This window comes from Leisingera sp. SA32, from assembly GCF_056033425.1.
On record NZ_JBVYHB010000006.1, the window covers coordinates 41,126 to 55,545 of the forward strand.

The 14,420-nt window shown below is 62.7% G+C and carries 12 protein-coding genes; 3 read left to right on the forward strand and 9 right to left on the reverse strand.

The window, feature by feature from the left end:
- Positions 1-350: 350 nt before the first annotated feature.
- From AC0IPL_RS10655 to AC0IPL_RS10670, 4 genes are all read right to left on the reverse strand, one after another.
- Positions 351-2,234, reverse strand: a complete 1,884-nt coding sequence (locus tag AC0IPL_RS10655; protein ID WP_474274329.1) for a sigma-54-dependent Fis family transcriptional regulator — start codon at positions 2,232-2,234, stop codon at positions 351-353.
- A 111-nt stretch (positions 2,235-2,345) separates the two neighbouring features.
- On the reverse strand, positions 2,346-3,134 hold the full coding sequence (locus AC0IPL_RS10660) for an SDR family NAD(P)-dependent oxidoreductase (RefSeq protein ID WP_474274331.1): 789 nt from the start codon (positions 3,132-3,134) through the stop codon (positions 2,346-2,348).
- 12 nt (positions 3,135-3,146) lie between these two features.
- Positions 3,147-4,112 carry an LLM class oxidoreductase gene (locus tag AC0IPL_RS10665; RefSeq protein WP_474274333.1) on the reverse strand — a complete coding sequence of 322 codons (966 nt, stop codon included), beginning with the start codon at positions 4,110-4,112 and terminating at the stop codon, positions 3,147-3,149.
- Between the two features lie 20 nt (positions 4,113-4,132).
- Positions 4,133-4,915: a CmcJ/NvfI family oxidoreductase gene (locus tag AC0IPL_RS10670; protein ID WP_474274335.1), complete on the reverse strand. Its 783-nt coding sequence runs from the start codon at positions 4,913-4,915 to the stop codon at positions 4,133-4,135.
- A 111-nt stretch (positions 4,916-5,026) separates the two neighbouring features.
- On the opposite strand from AC0IPL_RS10670, the gene AC0IPL_RS10675 reads away from it, so the two are divergent.
- The gene (locus tag AC0IPL_RS10675) at positions 5,027-5,950 is read left to right on the forward strand and encodes a LysR family transcriptional regulator (protein ID WP_474274337.1); all 924 of its coding nucleotides are present in this window, start codon (positions 5,027-5,029) and stop codon (positions 5,948-5,950) included.
- 56 nt (positions 5,951-6,006) lie between these two features.
- Here the strand turns inward: AC0IPL_RS10675 and AC0IPL_RS10680 are convergent, their stop codons facing one another.
- Positions 6,007-6,711: an NAD(P)H-dependent oxidoreductase gene (locus AC0IPL_RS10680; RefSeq protein ID WP_474274338.1), complete on the reverse strand. Its 705-nt coding sequence runs from the start codon at positions 6,709-6,711 to the stop codon at positions 6,007-6,009.
- Positions 6,712-7,097: 386 nt separating this feature from the next.
- Here AC0IPL_RS10680 and AC0IPL_RS10685 point away from each other — a divergent pair, with 386 nt between their 5' ends.
- Positions 7,098-8,843 carry a sugar phosphorylase gene (locus AC0IPL_RS10685; protein ID WP_474274340.1) on the forward strand — a complete coding sequence of 582 codons (1,746 nt, stop codon included), beginning with the start codon at positions 7,098-7,100 and terminating at the stop codon, positions 8,841-8,843.
- 10 nt (positions 8,844-8,853) lie between these two features.
- On the opposite strand, the gene AC0IPL_RS10690 is transcribed toward AC0IPL_RS10685, so the two are convergent.
- The 4 genes from AC0IPL_RS10690 to AC0IPL_RS10705 form a co-directional block, all read right to left on the reverse strand.
- Positions 8,854-10,074 (reverse strand): glycosyltransferase family protein, encoded by a 1,221-nt coding sequence (locus AC0IPL_RS10690; RefSeq protein WP_474274342.1) that lies wholly within the window; start codon positions 10,072-10,074, stop codon positions 8,854-8,856.
- Complete coding sequence (locus AC0IPL_RS10695) at positions 10,067-10,861, reverse strand: HAD-IIB family hydrolase (RefSeq protein ID WP_474274344.1); 795 nt, start codon at positions 10,859-10,861, stop codon at positions 10,067-10,069. The genes AC0IPL_RS10690 and AC0IPL_RS10695 overlap by 8 nt, the downstream gene beginning before the upstream one ends.
- A gap of 276 nt (positions 10,862-11,137) precedes the next feature.
- Complete coding sequence (locus AC0IPL_RS10700; protein ID WP_474274346.1) at positions 11,138-12,496, reverse strand: sensor histidine kinase N-terminal domain-containing protein; 1,359 nt, start codon at positions 12,494-12,496, stop codon at positions 11,138-11,140.
- A complete protein-coding gene (locus AC0IPL_RS10705) occupies positions 12,493-13,164 on the reverse strand; it encodes a response regulator transcription factor (RefSeq protein ID WP_474274348.1) in 672 nt (223 codons plus the stop codon). Before AC0IPL_RS10705 ends, AC0IPL_RS10700 begins: the two co-directional genes overlap by 4 nt.
- Before the next feature lie 149 nt (positions 13,165-13,313).
- Here AC0IPL_RS10705 and AC0IPL_RS10710 point away from each other — a divergent pair, with 149 nt between their 5' ends.
- Positions 13,314-14,390, forward strand: coding sequence for a tricarboxylate transporter (locus AC0IPL_RS10710; protein ID WP_474274350.1), 1,077 nt, complete (start codon positions 13,314-13,316; stop codon positions 14,388-14,390).
- Positions 14,391-14,420 lie beyond the last annotated feature (30 nt).

Below are 14,420 nucleotides of genomic sequence, written 5' to 3' on the forward strand. Positions count from 1 at the left end.
GCCGTATTTGCCGATCCGGTCGTCGTGCCGGAGATGACCGACTTCGTGACCGGACTGGAGGTCTGCGAGTTTGCAATCTAGGCCTTTGTACTGGCTGTGATCCGGTTCGCGGACCGTGTTATTTCCGGCTTGGACATAGCTTGGTGAAACGGACTGGCGGCTTGCATCGCGGTCCCGGGAGGACATGTCGCCGCCATCCGGGCCGCACGGCTGGCGCAGGATATTTCGGCATCCGCCGCGCGGCGATATGATGCATGCGAGCGTGCTCGATGCATTCGGTAGGGTTCTCCACAAGTGGCCGCACGCTGGGGGTCGCCCGTAGCGGCCTTACGCGTGGGTCCCTCCAGCTGTCATGGCCGGGAGATGCCGTATCGTTTCATCTTCCGATGAATGGTCGCGCGCCCGATACCGAGGTTGCGGGCGGCTTGTGAGACGTTCCAGCGGGCTCCGGTGAGGGCATCCTCGATCATAGCGCGCTCGTCGTAATCCCGTGTTGGCATATCTGGTTGGTCAATGGACAGGGCAACGGACGCAGCGGCGCAGTGTGGAGCGGGTCTGATGAGATCGAGCAAGTCAACTCCGGTTATCCGTCGCCCGTCGCCTTCCATCAGCGCATGCTGGATCACGTTCTTCAGCTCGCGGACATTACCGGGCCAGCTGTGCGCAGAGATGGTGGCCATGGCTTCCTTGGTGATCTCGGTCGGCGTTCCGGAAAGTTGTTCGGCAATATGCGCAGCCAGTTCCTGCAGCCGCTCACGCTGACGCAGAGGCGGAAGTTCAACCACCGTTTCGGCCAGAAGGAAATACAGGTCGTCTCGGAACGTGCCACGGATAACCGCCCCCATCAGCGCCTGCCGACACGTGGCCAGGATCTGCGGGGGTGTGTGTACCGCCTGATCCCGGTTCTGCAAGGTGTCCGCTTCGATTTCGCCCAGGAGCATACGCAGCCCCGCTTGGGCAAATCCCGGTAGCTCGTCCACATTCTCTAAAACCAGCGCGTTCGGGCATGCGTAAGTCGTGTCGAAAGCACCGCTGATGCGGGCTTGTTCCAGTATTGTCTGAAAAAATTGGCGGTCCTCAGGCTCGTCGCTGAGGCTGGCGCAATCGATGGTCAAAAACCGCACCGCGTCCGTGCCGTCTGCCGTGCGGAGTGCGTCGATCAGCGCGGATTTTCCGGTGCCGGATTCCCCCTGGATCAGGAACGGCAAACCTTTTCGGAAGTAGGTCAGCGCCCGGCTGCACATGGTCGCCATCCGCCCGCCGCCGGTGGCCAGCTCGCGAAAGGAGGGCGCCAGTCGCACACGTTTCGGCTTGCTGCGCTTCGGTGCGCGACGTACCGCTCCCGGCGGAGAACGGCTCCGGCTCCGCTCCTCTGCTTCCGGGGCGATGCGCAGTTCCAGACCTGGGCCGTTTCCTGCATCTATTCGCTGCTGCCGCACGCGCGTGAGGGTCTGTGCATCAGTGCCGAACACCAGCTCGAAGGCGCGCCCCTTGAGCGATCCGAGCGTGCTTTCGCCTGCCAGACTGTGCGCCCCTGCTGTGCTGCCAAGGATGATCCCCGACTCGTTGATTGCCACCAGTTCATCCCGTTTCAGCAGGTTTCGGTCCTGCGGCACAGAAATTGAGACGATCATCGCGCCCTGGAAACGCCGCTCGAACAACACGCGCTGTATGCGGTCGGCGGCAGTACTTAACAGCTGCGTGGCAAACAGGTGGTCAGAGGCATTCCGCCGGTCCAGCATGGAGAAATTCAGCGCTCCGAGAATGTCGTTCTCGGCATCGAACAGCGGCACGGCGGAGCAGGCGAACGGGCGCAAAGCAGAGAAATAGTGCTGCTGTCCGCTGACGGTGAAGGGTTTTCCCTGCGACAGGGCCATGGTCACGCCGTTGGTACCGGCGATGCGTTCGTCCCAGCAGGACCCCACGGCGATTCCGTGCTCTTCAAAAGTGGCGCGTCCTTTTTCGTTGCCTTCCAGACGGACCAGAACGCCATCGGCATCGGTGACCACCAGGCAATGCCCGGCCTTGGCTGCGATCTCTGCCAGCTGGCGAATGATACCCTGGCGCCCGCCGCTGCGCTCCACCATCTCTTCAAGGCGTGGAGCCACTTCGGTGGACTGCAACCGCAGGATCGGACGGGCCGCATCGCGCGCCAGCTTGTAGCGCAGCTCGCACCGTTCCCAGGATGCCGTTATGGCATTGCCCAGCTGTGACGCATGTCCTGTCACTGCCATCCGTTCCTCCCTCACACCAGTCTACAGCACCGGTGGGCGCTGCGGCAAATGAAGTTGCGTGGCACTTTCGCTGCGAACGCGCCGCGGGTGCGGGGCATCATCGGCAGCTGTTCAAAGTACCCGGGATGCGAGCGCGCGGATGCCCTCCATCACTTCCTTTCGATGACCTGCGTCCAGCGCTGCGGCATGCGGCTCGGCGAAGTGGCCTGCGTCATTGTCAAAATACCTGCCAGATGCAGTGGCAAACTCCGCGTCCAGCGCAGCGCGGCAAAGGATTTTTGCGCCGATGTCGATGTCATTCCCGGCAACGCCAAAGCCGTCCTTCACCATCTTGGACGCCAGGAGGGATCCGGGATTGACTGAGATCACCGCCGGACCCTCGGGGAGGGCGCGGGCCAACTCCTGCGTCCAGATGGTCAGGGCGAGCTTGCTTTGCGCATAGGCTGCAAAGTCGGCAAGGGCGCTGTGTCCCTCCAATGCCTGGAGGTCCACGGGTGCTTGGGCTGCGGATGACAGGTTCACGATCCGCCCGTCCAGAGGCATGATGGGCAGCAGGTGCTGGGTGAGCACCCAAGGCGCGAGTGTGTTCACCACGAACCGCAGATCCAGCCCGTCCGCCGTGCGCGCCTGCGGCACCTTGTAAACACCGGCGTTGTTGATCAGCACGTCCAGCCGACCGTGTCGTTCAGTGACTTCCTCCGCCAGCGCCGCCGCAGCGAAAAGATCCGAGAGGTCGGCCCGGTAAGACTTGTTCGTGCCGCCCACATCCGCCGCTGCGGTCTCCAGTTTTTCTTGGCTTCGGCCATGCAAAAGGACCGTATGGCCCTGGTCCGCCAGCCTTTTTGCGGTTTGCAGCCCGATGCCGTCGGTGGAGCCGGTGATGAGAATGGTCTTGGGCATGGTTGCCTCCTATCAGGTGAATTCGGGCAGCAGTGTTTCTGCCAAGCGTTTGAGCGTGTCCTCCTCGTCGCGGCTGTTGAACCGGAGGTTGAGGGCCACGTGGTTGACGCCAACCGTGTGCAACTGCGTCAGGTGGTGCCGCAGCGCGTGAATGCCAGATTGAAACCCCAAGTGGATCGGGCGGGCAGGCGCGTCGGGGTCTTCCAGCAGATCGACGTAGAGCGACTGCATGACGGGCTTGTCGGTTTGCCCGGCGTCCCGGACACGGTGGCGGTAGTCGGCGATTACCTGCCCCTGCATCTCGGGCGGGCGGGGATAGGTCATCCATCCATCGCCGTTTGCGCCAACCCAGTCCGGCGCCTGCTGGCTGCCACCGGTGATCAGCAGCGGCAGACGGGTGCCTGCTGGTTTTGGCAGCATGTCCATCTGCCCGGACAGCGTACCCTGCGTCGTCTCCGCCGCGGGATAGGAGTCCGCCATGGCGCGGATGTAGCGGACGGCTTCGCGATAGCGGGCGCCGCGGTCGGCGAAGCTCTTGCCGAGTGCGGGGTATTCTTCGGGCCGATCGCCGGAGGCCACTCCCAGCAGCAGACGTCCGCCCGAAAGCACATCGACCGATGCGGCGGCCTTGGCCACATGCGCCGGATGGCGCAAGGGGAGCACGATGCTTGCTACGCCGAGGGCGATGTCCTGTGTCGCTACCGACAGCGCGCCGAGATAGACAAACGGGTCGAAGATCTGCCCGGCATCACCGAATTCGGGCACATTGAATGGCACGTCGCGCAGCCAAAGCGCAGCAAAGCCGAGGCGCTCAGCAAGTTGCGCCCGTTCGAGATGCCGCTCCATTGAGGCCACCGGATTGGCGCCGTGCGCCTCGATTGGCACCACAAGACCGAGGCTCAGCCGGTTTGGGCGGAACACGGAAGCATAGGCCCGGTTGATCGGGGCAAAATTGGTTTGCTCGGGCAGGTCTCGCATTCGGGACTCCCGGTTTAGGATCAGTACCGCACCACGGCGCGGCTCTCGACGCTTTGGCGGATCGTGTTCAAGCCGGGGTCTTCAACGCGGTCGACGGCGCTATGGGCCACCGACGGCAAACCGCGGTTGTCGTAGATGTTGAAATAGACAACCTCCTCCGGCGTCATCCGGGAGATGTAGATCCATTCGTGGTCCGGATTGGCGGCAAGGCCCAGAATATGTCCGTGGCGGTCCGGATAAATCAGGTCGATGTCGACCCAGTCAGCGGGGGCAACGCTGTCCGGGCGGATGAAGCCGAGAGGTGCGCTGTTGACCGGATTTCCGACCGGTCTCCAGAGATTGATGAAGGCATAGTGTCCCGCGCGCCACTCGGCGGCCTGCGCCGGACCCAGCAGATCTTCCAGCCGTTTTGCCGCGCCTTCCGGGCTGTAGTCGCTGTGGACGTTGCGCGCAGGCTTGCGGTCCGAGGCGGGGTCGTCGGTACGCAGGGTATGGTCAAAGATCACTACGTCGCGCGCGCCGATGCGTCGGGAGAGCAGGCTGCGCAGTTCGGCCTCGTAGCCCGCCTGCCAACTGTCCGTATCCGTCGAGGAGTTAACGGTGCTGGGGGCGTGATCGAAGGCGACACCGTCGCGGGCAAAAATAGGCTGATCCGTCCCGGCCGCGCGCAAGTCCGTAAGCGTTATCTGTGTTTCGATCAGTTCTGGCGCGATGAGCCGGCCGGGCTGACCGTCGGCATCGATGTGAAAGGCCTGACGGTCGGGGGTGTGAACGTGGTAGTTGACATATCCGACTTTGGACATGGGAGGTCTCCTGCCTGACGGCCAATTACTGTTGCTTCCCAGATTTATGTATTGCCCAGGCCGAATAAATGGCCGATTCAGGAAATCATAATTCGGATTTCGGGTATAAAGATGGACACAGATGCGCTTCGCCTGTTTGTGCTGGCGGCGGAAAAGCTCAACATCAGCGCCGCGGGGCGGCAGCTTGGCCTCGCGCCTGCGGTGGCCGGGGCACGGCTGGCCAAGCTGGAGAATACGCTGGGCGCGGATCTGCTGCATCGCTCTACCCGCAAGGTGTCATTGTCGCTGGAGGGCGCCGAGTTCCTGCCGTATGCGCGCGAGATGCTGGCGCAGGAAGATGCCGCTCGGGCCGCGCTGGGGCAGGGCAGGGCGCGTCCCGCCGGCGTTTTGCGCTTTACCGCGCCCAGCACGTTTGCGCAGCTTTATGTGGCGCCGCTGCTGCCTGATTTTCTACAGGAGTTTCCCGAGATGACGCTGGACATGCGCCTGTCCGACAGCATCTTCGACTTGATCGAGGGCAGCTTTGACTTGGCCGTGCGCAATTCGCCGTTGGCGGACACCAGCCTCAAGGGGCGCAAATTGGCGGAGGACCGGCGGGTGCTGTGCGCGTCCCCGAGCTATCTCGCGCGCCACGGCACGCCCGCGCATCCGGAAGACCTTGCCCGGCACCAGCTGATCGGCTTCAAGAGCCAGTCTGCACGTCCCTTGGCCGGGCCAAACGGCGCAGCTGGGGCGTTCGATCCACGCCTGGCGCAGGGGCGGCTGATCCTGGACGACGGGCTGACACAGAAGCTCGCGACAGTGGCGGGGGCGGGGATTTCGATCAACTCTCTCTGGAGCGTACATCAGGAACTGCAATCCGGCGCGCTGGTGCAGGTGCTGCCGGGGTATGAGGTAGCAGACAAGTCCGTGCTCTGGCTGGTCTATCCCAAGGCCAACGTGCTGTCGCCCAAGGTGCGCGCATTCATGGATTTCCTGATCGCCCGCATCGGCAGGACGCCGGTATGGGAAGCGGACGACAGCAGTGCTGCTTAAAGAGAACCGCGCCCATCACGGGGCGCGGCCTGTTGAAAGCGCGTTGGCGGTCGTCGTCAGAACCAGCTGACGGTGTCTGCCATCGCGCGGCGGGTCTTTGGGAACTGCGGATCGGCGGCACGGTGGCCAAAGGCGAACATCACCGCAGGCTTGTACTGCTTGGGATCGACGCCGAAGTGGTTCTGAAGCGTTGCGATGGTTTGTGCCATGTCGAAGCCTTCGATCGGGCAGGAATCGATGCCCATCAGCGCCGCAGTGGTCATCATGTTGGCGAGCACGATATAGGCCTGTTTGCCGGCCCAGTCGGTGATTTCGCGATCCGTGGTGATCTTGTGGTCCGTGGACTGGAACTTGCCGTAGGCGCCGTTGAAGATTTCGATGACATCTTCCGGCAGCTGCTTCACGCTGCGGTAGAAGTCCTGAAGGTACTCGGATCCGGCGGTCATCGCTTCGGCCGTGTTCACCAGGATGATGCCGAAGTGGCTGGCGGTTCCCAGCTGGCCGGTTGTGCCGTTCATCATGCCGTTTGCCCCCCAGGAGAACTCGCGGAACAGCTCCCGTTTTTCCTGAGATTGAATCATCAGGATCTTGAACGGCTCGTGTCCGAAGGAGGTCGGCGACAGACGGGCGGCCTCAAGGATGGTCTCGAAATCGTCCTCGCTGATCTTGCGCGCGGGGTCGAAGACCTTTGTGGCGTGGCGAAAGTTGAAGGCCTCGATGATCTCGGCCTGGATGCGGGCGGTCTCGGTCATGTCTTTCATGGGTCTTGCTCCAAATCTGATGACGCCGATCTAGGCCATGGCGGGTCGGCTGATTAGCAGCCGGATCACCAAAACAGAATTCGAGTTTCAGGCATTAAGAACGCAACGCAAGGCAGGGCTCGTATACGACAAGCCCCGAAACGCCCGGTGCAACTGCACCCAGATGATGAGTTGACCGCAGCAACAGGGTCAACGGCCTGATTGGTGATGTCTGGCCTGCTGCCGGTTTCGTGGACGGCTGCTGGTATTGCTTAAAATCCGGGCATCCTCGGCCTAACGGCCGCCTGCTTTCATCGCTGACATTTGACAGCCATGGCGATGCGGCGAAAACATAGGGAGCGTACCGGAGGTGTTGTGCCGGAGTTTAAACGGGAGCTGTGAGCCAAGTGAGCCATGCAACAACCGCATTCGACGCACGTCTGGCCGCACTTCTGGGGCATATATATCCGAACCACGATTCTGCGCAGCTTGCGGCACGGATCGTCTCAGCCTTCTGGCCCGAGGGCACGCACCGTCGCAAACGCGGACGCAGGCCGGGCAACCGGCTGTGGTCCGAACGCGACGCGGTTCTGATCACCTACGGCAACTCGCTTCAGGACGGCAGCCACAAGCCGCTGGATGTGCTTTATGATTTCGTGCTCAGCCGAATGCGGGGGGTGGTCAATGGCATCCATATTCTGCCGTTCTTTCCCTATACATCGGATGATGGATTTGCGGTGACAGATTACCGCGCGGTCAACCCACAGCTGGGAGACTGGGAGGACATCACCCGGATCGCGCAGCATTTCCACCTGATGTCGGATCTGGTGCTGAACCACGTTTCCAGCCAAAGCCATTGGTTCAATGAATACCGTCAGGGCAACGCCCCTTTTGACCGCTATTTCTTCGAAGCCAGCCCCGATGACGACCTGTCACAAGTGGTGCGCCCTCGCACAACGCCGCTGCTGCAGGCCGTCGAGACCCGCAGCGGCCAACGCCACGTCTGGTGTACCTTCAGCCATGACCAAGTTGATCTGGATTTTTCCAACCCTGAGGTGTTGCTGGAGATGCTGGCCATCATTCGCCTGCACATCAGCAAGGGCGTGCGCATCTTGCGGTTGGATGCGGTGGCGTTCATCTGGAAAGAAGTCGGCACCGGCTGCATTCACCTGCCGCAGGCGCACGCCATCGTGCAGCTGATGCGGCTTCTGTGTGACTTTGCGACTGAAACAGTTGTGTTGCTGACAGAGACCAATGTGCCACGCAGCGAGAATCTCAGCTATTTCGGCAACCGCAACGAGGCGCATGCAATCTACAACTTCCCGCTGCCGCCACTGATTTTGCACGCCATGCAATCGGGGACCGCGCGCTACTTGCATCGCTGGCAATCGGGCATGCCGCCGGCGCAGCTGGGCTGTGCCTACCTGAACTTCACCGCCAGCCACGACGGCATCGGTATGCGGCCCGCCGAAGGCGTCCTGCCGCCGGAAGAAAGGGCGCGGATGATCGTGGCCGCCCGGCAAGCGGGCGGGCTGGTGTCGATGCGGGCCAAACCGGACGGGGGCGAGGAGCCCTATGAGCTGAACTGTTCCTTCTTCGAGGCGATGCGCTGCACCTTCTCCGGCGCGGATGCGCTGCAAATCCCGCGGTTCCTGTGCTCCCAGACCATCGTCATGTCGCTCGAGGGTATCCCGGCCTTCTATATCCATTCGCTGCTGGCAACCCCGAATGACCATGAGGCCGTCGACCGGCGCGGCATGAACCGTGCCATCAACCGGCACCAATGGCATTATCCGGACTTGTTGAAACGGCTGGATGACCCGAACACGGACCAGTCGCGGGTCCTGCAAGAGATGAGTCGGCTGCTGAAGCTGCGCGGCCGACAGTCGGCTTTTCACCCCAACGCAACGCAGTTCACGCTGGCGCTGGATGAACGCCTGTTCGGGGTCTGGCGACAAAGCCTGGACCGGGACCAGTCAATCTTTGCGCTGCACAACGTCAGCAGGGACACCGTGACCGTCAGTCCCACAGCAATCAACCTGATCGAAGGCGACGCTTGGACTGACCTGATCACCGGGGAGCAGATTGCGCCGACCGGGCCCGGCATTCCCTTTGCCCCCTACCAGTGCCGCTGGATCAGCAACAAGCTCTGAACAGGTTGGATCAGGCGAACTCGTCCTGGTCAGCCGCGGCCGCTGCCCTGAGGTCCGAGAGGAAAACCGGGTCGGCCGAATGCACCCGGTTCCAGGTCGGGATAAAGGGCGTTTCATGGGGTTTTTCCAGAAAAATCTGGCCCGCGCGCAGGATGTTCTCCGCGAAAAGCTCGATCGACTTTTCTTCGTTGTGGCGATCGACTGACAAGCCGTTCATTTTTGCATCGCTGTGGTAGCCTTCCAGCAGATCCAGTGCCGAGCGGTAGTAGGTCGCCTTGAGCGTGCGGAACACATTGGGTGTAAAAACCGTGCCGTCCGCCGCCAGCTTGCGGATGATCGCCTTGCAAATGTCGGTGGACATGCGGCTCAGCCCCCGCGAGGCGTCCTCGGGCGACAGCTCCTGATGTTTGTGGTCATAAGCGTCCGAGATCTCGACTTGGCAGACCGATTTCGGTGCCAGGTTGCGCCAGGCTTCGGAGAGCACACCGATCTCCAGCCCCCAGTCCGACGGAATGCGCAGGTCCGCCAGCACGTGGGTTCTCATGGCGAACTCACCCGACAGCGGGTAGCGAAAGCTGCGCAGGTAATCCAGGTAGTCACGGTCTCCGACCACGCGTTTCAGAGCAATCAGCAGCGGGCTCACCAGCAGGCGGGTCACCCGCCCGTTCAGCTTGCCCGCTCCGATGCGCGGGTAAAACCCCTTTGACATCTGATAGGAGAACCCCGGATTGACAACCGGGTACACCAGCCGCGCCAGCATCTCGCGGTTATAGGTCACGATATCGCAGTCGTGGATCGCCATGACTTCGCTGTCGGCGCAGGCCAGAAGATAGCCAATGCAGGACCAAACGTTCTTGCCCTTGCCTTGCTCCTGCGGGGCAAGCCCCAGGGTGCCCAGCCGGGTCTCCAGCATCTGCATCCGCGGGCTGTCATTCCAGATCACAATGTGGTCCTGCGGCAGCCGGGAAAAGAACGTGCGCGCCCGACGGAACTGTGTCTCGTCTGCTTGGTCCAGCCCGATTATGATACGGTGCAAATAGGGGACCTGTGCCAGCTCTGCCACAATGTGCCTTAATGCTGGGCCTTCCAACTCGGAATAGAGACAGGGCAGGATCAAGGTGATGCGCCTGGTTTCGGCGTGGACCGACAGTTCATGCGTGAGGTCATCAAGGCCGCGAGTACGCAGATTATGCAACGTCGTAATATTTCCGTTCTGGTGAAAATCAGCCATCCCTTGCCTTCTCCGTGGTCAGATTGAGGTCTTTGAGCAGACCAAGGATTGCGGCGTTCCAGCCGGCAGGACCTGCAAGGTCCGTGCGCCGGATGCGCCCCTCTGCTTCGCCCGGCAGGGACGGCAGATCCGGCCCATGCGGGTTTTTAACGATATATCCGACATCCGCGGCCTGTAGCATCGCAGCGTCGTTGGGCGCATCGCCAAGGGCCGCGGTTCGCCCGGCGCAATAGTGGTTTGCCAGCTCCTGCACCCTGTCCGCCTTGTTTCCGCCAAAGGAAAGCGTCAGGAAACGCCCGCCCCGCTGCGCTGTCAGACCACCAGACCGGGCGGCCTTCAGAAACAGGGCGAGGCCCTCTTCGGTGCCTTGCCAGATACCGGGTTCGCTGAAATCGCGGGTCCGGGCCTTGCGGGCGGCCTCAGGTTTGAGGGCGGTCAGATCTGCAACCTCATGCGCGGACATGGCTGCAAAGCCGCGAAAACCCGGCGGCAGCCCGGCGATCCGGTCCAGCAGGTCGGGGTACCGGTTGCTTTGACCGACAGTCGTGGCGTTCGCCTCGAGCAACCCGGCGCCGTTTTCCACAATTGCAGGCCAGCGTTCGAGACCCATCGCACGCCGTAGCGGTGCGACCTCGGCTGCCGTCTTGCTGGTGGCCAGAATGACACCTGCGCCGACGTCTTTCAGCGCTGTCAGCGCCGGCCGGGCGGGTTCCCAACAATAATCCTCATGCCGCAGCAAGGTGCCATCAAGATCAGAGAAAACAAGAAGCGGAACAGCTTGCGTCATCCGTCTAACATAGGCCGCCGGTGCTGTGTTTCAGAGGATTCCGTGTCCAAGTCGTGCACGTGTGCTGAAACCGTAATCGCCCTCGGGGCTCCTGCTCAATTTTCGGGCAGGAAAACACCCGTTGAAAATCCATCTCTGCCTCAGGTCCTAAAGTGGCTTTTGCTTCACGGCCGCGATCAAGAGTTGCCGATTGTCCCAGGTGCAGCATGAAAATGGCATCGCGTACCCGGTGGCCTGCCACGGGATTGTTCTTTCTCCATTGAATAGAGCCCTCCGCTATGGCGTGATTTCTGGCAGAGAGATGCGCACAAGGGTGCCGAGTCCAGATGGCTGAAGCTGGACGGTTCCCTCGTGCCGGCGCATCACGTCCTGCACGATCGACAGGCCCAGCCCGCTGCCCTCGCCGCTGCGAAGCTGGCCGAAGCGGCGGAAAGCGGTGTCTGCCTTGCCCGCCGGGATGCCGATGCCATCGTCTTCGACCAGAAGGACCACTTCGCCCTCCTCGCGCAGCGTGCGCACTGAAATGCGGGTCATTCCCGGACCGCCGTGGGTAAGGGCGTTCTCGATGAGGTTGGTGATCGCCTCGCCGATCAGGACCGGGTCGCCGTCCGTCATAAGTGGCTCCGGGGCGCGGGCAAGCTCGAATTCCAGGTCGCGCGACAACACCTCTGGCCCCAGATCGCGGCACACCTTTGCCGCAAGATCGCTGAGGTCGAACCGCTCGCTCGCGGGCGCGCCCTCGTAGCGGAGCCGCTCAAGAGACAGTAGCTGGTTGGCCAGCCGGGCCAATTTGCGCGCGGCGTTCACCAGGGCGTGTTCATGCGCTTGGCGCGCGGCGGGTTCGCGCACATCCGGCAGGGTCTCCGCCAGCGACAACAGGGCCGACGCCGGGTTGCGCAGCTGGTGGGCGGCGTCCGAGATGAATGCCTGGTGCGCCTCGAAACTGCCCTGTAGCCGGGAAAACAGCCGGTTCAGGGTGGCGACGATGCCCGAAACTTCCTTGGGCACAGGGCGGCGGATATGGCCAAGATCGCTGGGGGAGCGGCGTTGGATCGCTTCTTGCAGGTCGTTCAGCGGCCGCAGACCGATCTGGACGCCGAACCAGACCACCAGTGCCAGCGCCAGAATCAACCCGGCCATCAGCGCCGCTGCCCGCAGCGCCAGCGAGGCGGCAAAGGCGTCTCGGTCGCTCACCCGTTGCCAGACGGTGACCGCCGTCTCCCCGGTGAGATTGCCGATGGTTGTGGTCTCGGACATGCGCAGCACGCGCACGGGCTCGCCGCGGTAGTCCGCAACGAAGAACTCCGGCATATCGCTGCCGCCGGGTCCTGTGGACCTGGGCGGGTAGGCATAGCCGGTCACGTAGATTCCGCCTGGACCGGTGACGTGATAGAAAATATCGCCACCGCCGGCATCCGAAACGAACCGCCGGGTCCGCGGCGTCAGCGCATCACCTTCGGAGATCGCCACATCGCGGGAAATCGCCAGCGCGGCGGCCAGCAGGCTGCGGTCGAAAAGATCCTCCGTGGTGCGCTGTGCCACCGCGAAGCGCCAGATTCCGAGCAGCACCGACACCAGCAGCAGCGGCGGCAGGATCAGCAGGAACAGCCGCATCCGCAGCGACATGGATGTCATGCGCTGCCAACCTCCAGCATGTAGCCGAGGCCGCGGGCGGTCTTGATCTTCACGCCGTAGGGATCCAGTCGCTTGCGCAGGCGCGAGACATGCGGTTCGATCGCGCTTTCGTCCTGGTCTGCGCCGGTGCCGTAAACATGGGCGATCAACTGCGCCTTCGACACGATGCGGCCGCGCCGCTCAAGCAGGCATTCCAGCGTCGCCACCTCCTTGCGCGGCACATCCAGCGGTTGCTCATCCAGCATCAGCTGGCGGCTGGTGCGGTCAAAGACCAGCGGCCCCAGCGTGTCGCGGGCCGCGAACTGCAGGTCCTTGCGCCGCGCCATCGCGCGCAGTCGCGCCTCCAGCTCGTCAATCTCGAAAGGTTTGGTCAGATAGTCGTCGGCACCGGCATCCAACCCTGCTACCCGTTCGGCGGTCTCCGACCGTGCGGTGAGCAGGATCACCGGCGTGCCGTCGCCGCGGCGGCGCAGCGCCCGCAGCACCTCCAGCCCGTCCCGCCCCGGAAGGTTCAGATCCAGCACGACGAGATCGGCCCCCTCCTGTGCCAGGAAGGTGTCCGCGGCATCGCCATCGTGCAGCAGGTCGACGGAATGGCCCCGGTCCCGCAGACGGGACGCGATTCCATGGGCCAGGGCCTCGTTGTCTTCGATCACGGCGATACGCATGGCTAATACTTTGTCAGGTTGCGCAAGTTTCACGCAAGGTTGGAACGGCATGGTGACGCAATTGGAGGAGGGATTCGATCCCTTAATCAAAATCGAACGTGCCGCCCGGCCAAGTCCCGGCGGCGAGATAGATCTACGGGAGGAAACCAATGAACATCAAGCAACTTGCAACTTCGGTTGCGGCAACCGCTCTTATCGCATCGCCAGCCTTTGCCGAGGTCGACTTTTCCGGTGAGACGATCGAATGGGTGATCCCGTTCTCGGAGACCGGCGGGTCTGCCAAATGGGCCAATTTCTTTGCGCCCCTGTTGTCCGAAGAGCTGCCAGGCAAGCCCACGGTGGTCGTGAAATTCATGCCGGGCGCGGGCTCCACCAAGGGTGCGAACTGGTTCCAGGAACAACAGCACGAGGATGGCACGCTGCTGTTCGGCACCTCCGGTTCGACCCAGTTCCCTTATCTGCTTGGCGATCCGCGTGTGCGTTATGAATATAGCGACTGGGTTCCGGTCATGGCTTCGGGCACCGGCGGCGTTGCCTACCTGAACGCCGAGGACGGGGCCAAGTTCGACGGCTCCGCCAACAACCTCAAGGACATCGACTTCATTTATGGCTCGCAAGGCGCGACGCGGCTGGATCTGGTGCCGCTCCTGGCCTGGGAAATGCTGGGCATGAATGTCGAGCCGGTCTTCGGCATCAAGGGGCGCGGCGATGGCCGCCTGATGTTCGAACGCGGCGAGGCCACCATCGATTACCAGACTTCTTCGGGCTACCTTGGCGCGTCGGCCGATCTGGCCGCGCAGGGCAAGGCAGTGCCGATGATGACTTGGGGCGCGCTGGACGAGGACGGCAACATCGTTCGTGATCCGACTTTCCCGGACATCCCGACCTTCAAGGAAGTCTGCGAAGCCACCGATGGCTGTGCGACCGAGGGCGAGGCCTGGGAAGCATGGAAAGCCTTCTTCGTTGCCGGCTTCCCGGTGCAGAAGATCGCCTTCCTGCCCGCGGGCACCCCGGATGATGTGCGCGACGCCTACACCGCGGCCTTCGACGCCGTTCGCAACCGCGAGGACTTTGCCGAGATCGCTTCCAAACGCGTGGGCAAATATGGCGTCTTCGTCGGTGACGGCGCGCAGAAGGCCACCAAGGCGGGCACCACCGTGTCGCCGGAAGCCAAGGCCTTTGTCGTCAACTGGCTTCAAGACGCCTATGGCGTTTCGCTGAACTAAGCGCAACAGCCTGAGGCCCCGGCGCTGTCC

What these genes read in the sequence shown, in the direction of transcription:
- AC0IPL_RS10655 (WP_474274329.1), bottom strand. Translation starts at nt 2,234, where the DNA reads ATGGCAGTGACAGGACATGCGTCACAGCTGGGCAATGCCATAACGGCA.
- AC0IPL_RS10660 (WP_474274331.1), bottom strand. Translation starts at nt 3,134, where the DNA reads ATGCCCAAGACCATTCTCATCACCGGCTCCACCGACGGCATCGGGCTG.
- AC0IPL_RS10665 (WP_474274333.1), bottom strand. Translation starts at nt 4,112, where the DNA reads ATGCGAGACCTGCCCGAGCAAACCAATTTTGCCCCGATCAACCGGGCC.
- AC0IPL_RS10670 (WP_474274335.1), bottom strand. Translation starts at nt 4,915, where the DNA reads ATGTCCAAAGTCGGATATGTCAACTACCACGTTCACACCCCCGACCGT.
- AC0IPL_RS10675 (WP_474274337.1), top strand. Translation starts at nt 5,027, where the DNA reads ATGGACACAGATGCGCTTCGCCTGTTTGTGCTGGCGGCGGAAAAGCTC.
- AC0IPL_RS10680 (WP_474274338.1), bottom strand. Translation starts at nt 6,711, where the DNA reads ATGAAAGACATGACCGAGACCGCCCGCATCCAGGCCGAGATCATCGAG.
- AC0IPL_RS10690 (WP_474274342.1), bottom strand. Translation starts at nt 10,074, where the DNA reads ATGGCTGATTTTCACCAGAACGGAAATATTACGACGTTGCATAATCTG.
- AC0IPL_RS10695 (WP_474274344.1), bottom strand. Translation starts at nt 10,861, where the DNA reads ATGACGCAAGCTGTTCCGCTTCTTGTTTTCTCTGATCTTGATGGCACC.
- AC0IPL_RS10700 (WP_474274346.1), bottom strand. Translation starts at nt 12,496, where the DNA reads ATGACATCCATGTCGCTGCGGATGCGGCTGTTCCTGCTGATCCTGCCG.
- AC0IPL_RS10705 (WP_474274348.1), bottom strand. Translation starts at nt 13,164, where the DNA reads ATGCGTATCGCCGTGATCGAAGACAACGAGGCCCTGGCCCATGGAATC.
- AC0IPL_RS10710 (WP_474274350.1), top strand. Translation starts at nt 13,314, where the DNA reads ATGAACATCAAGCAACTTGCAACTTCGGTTGCGGCAACCGCTCTTATC.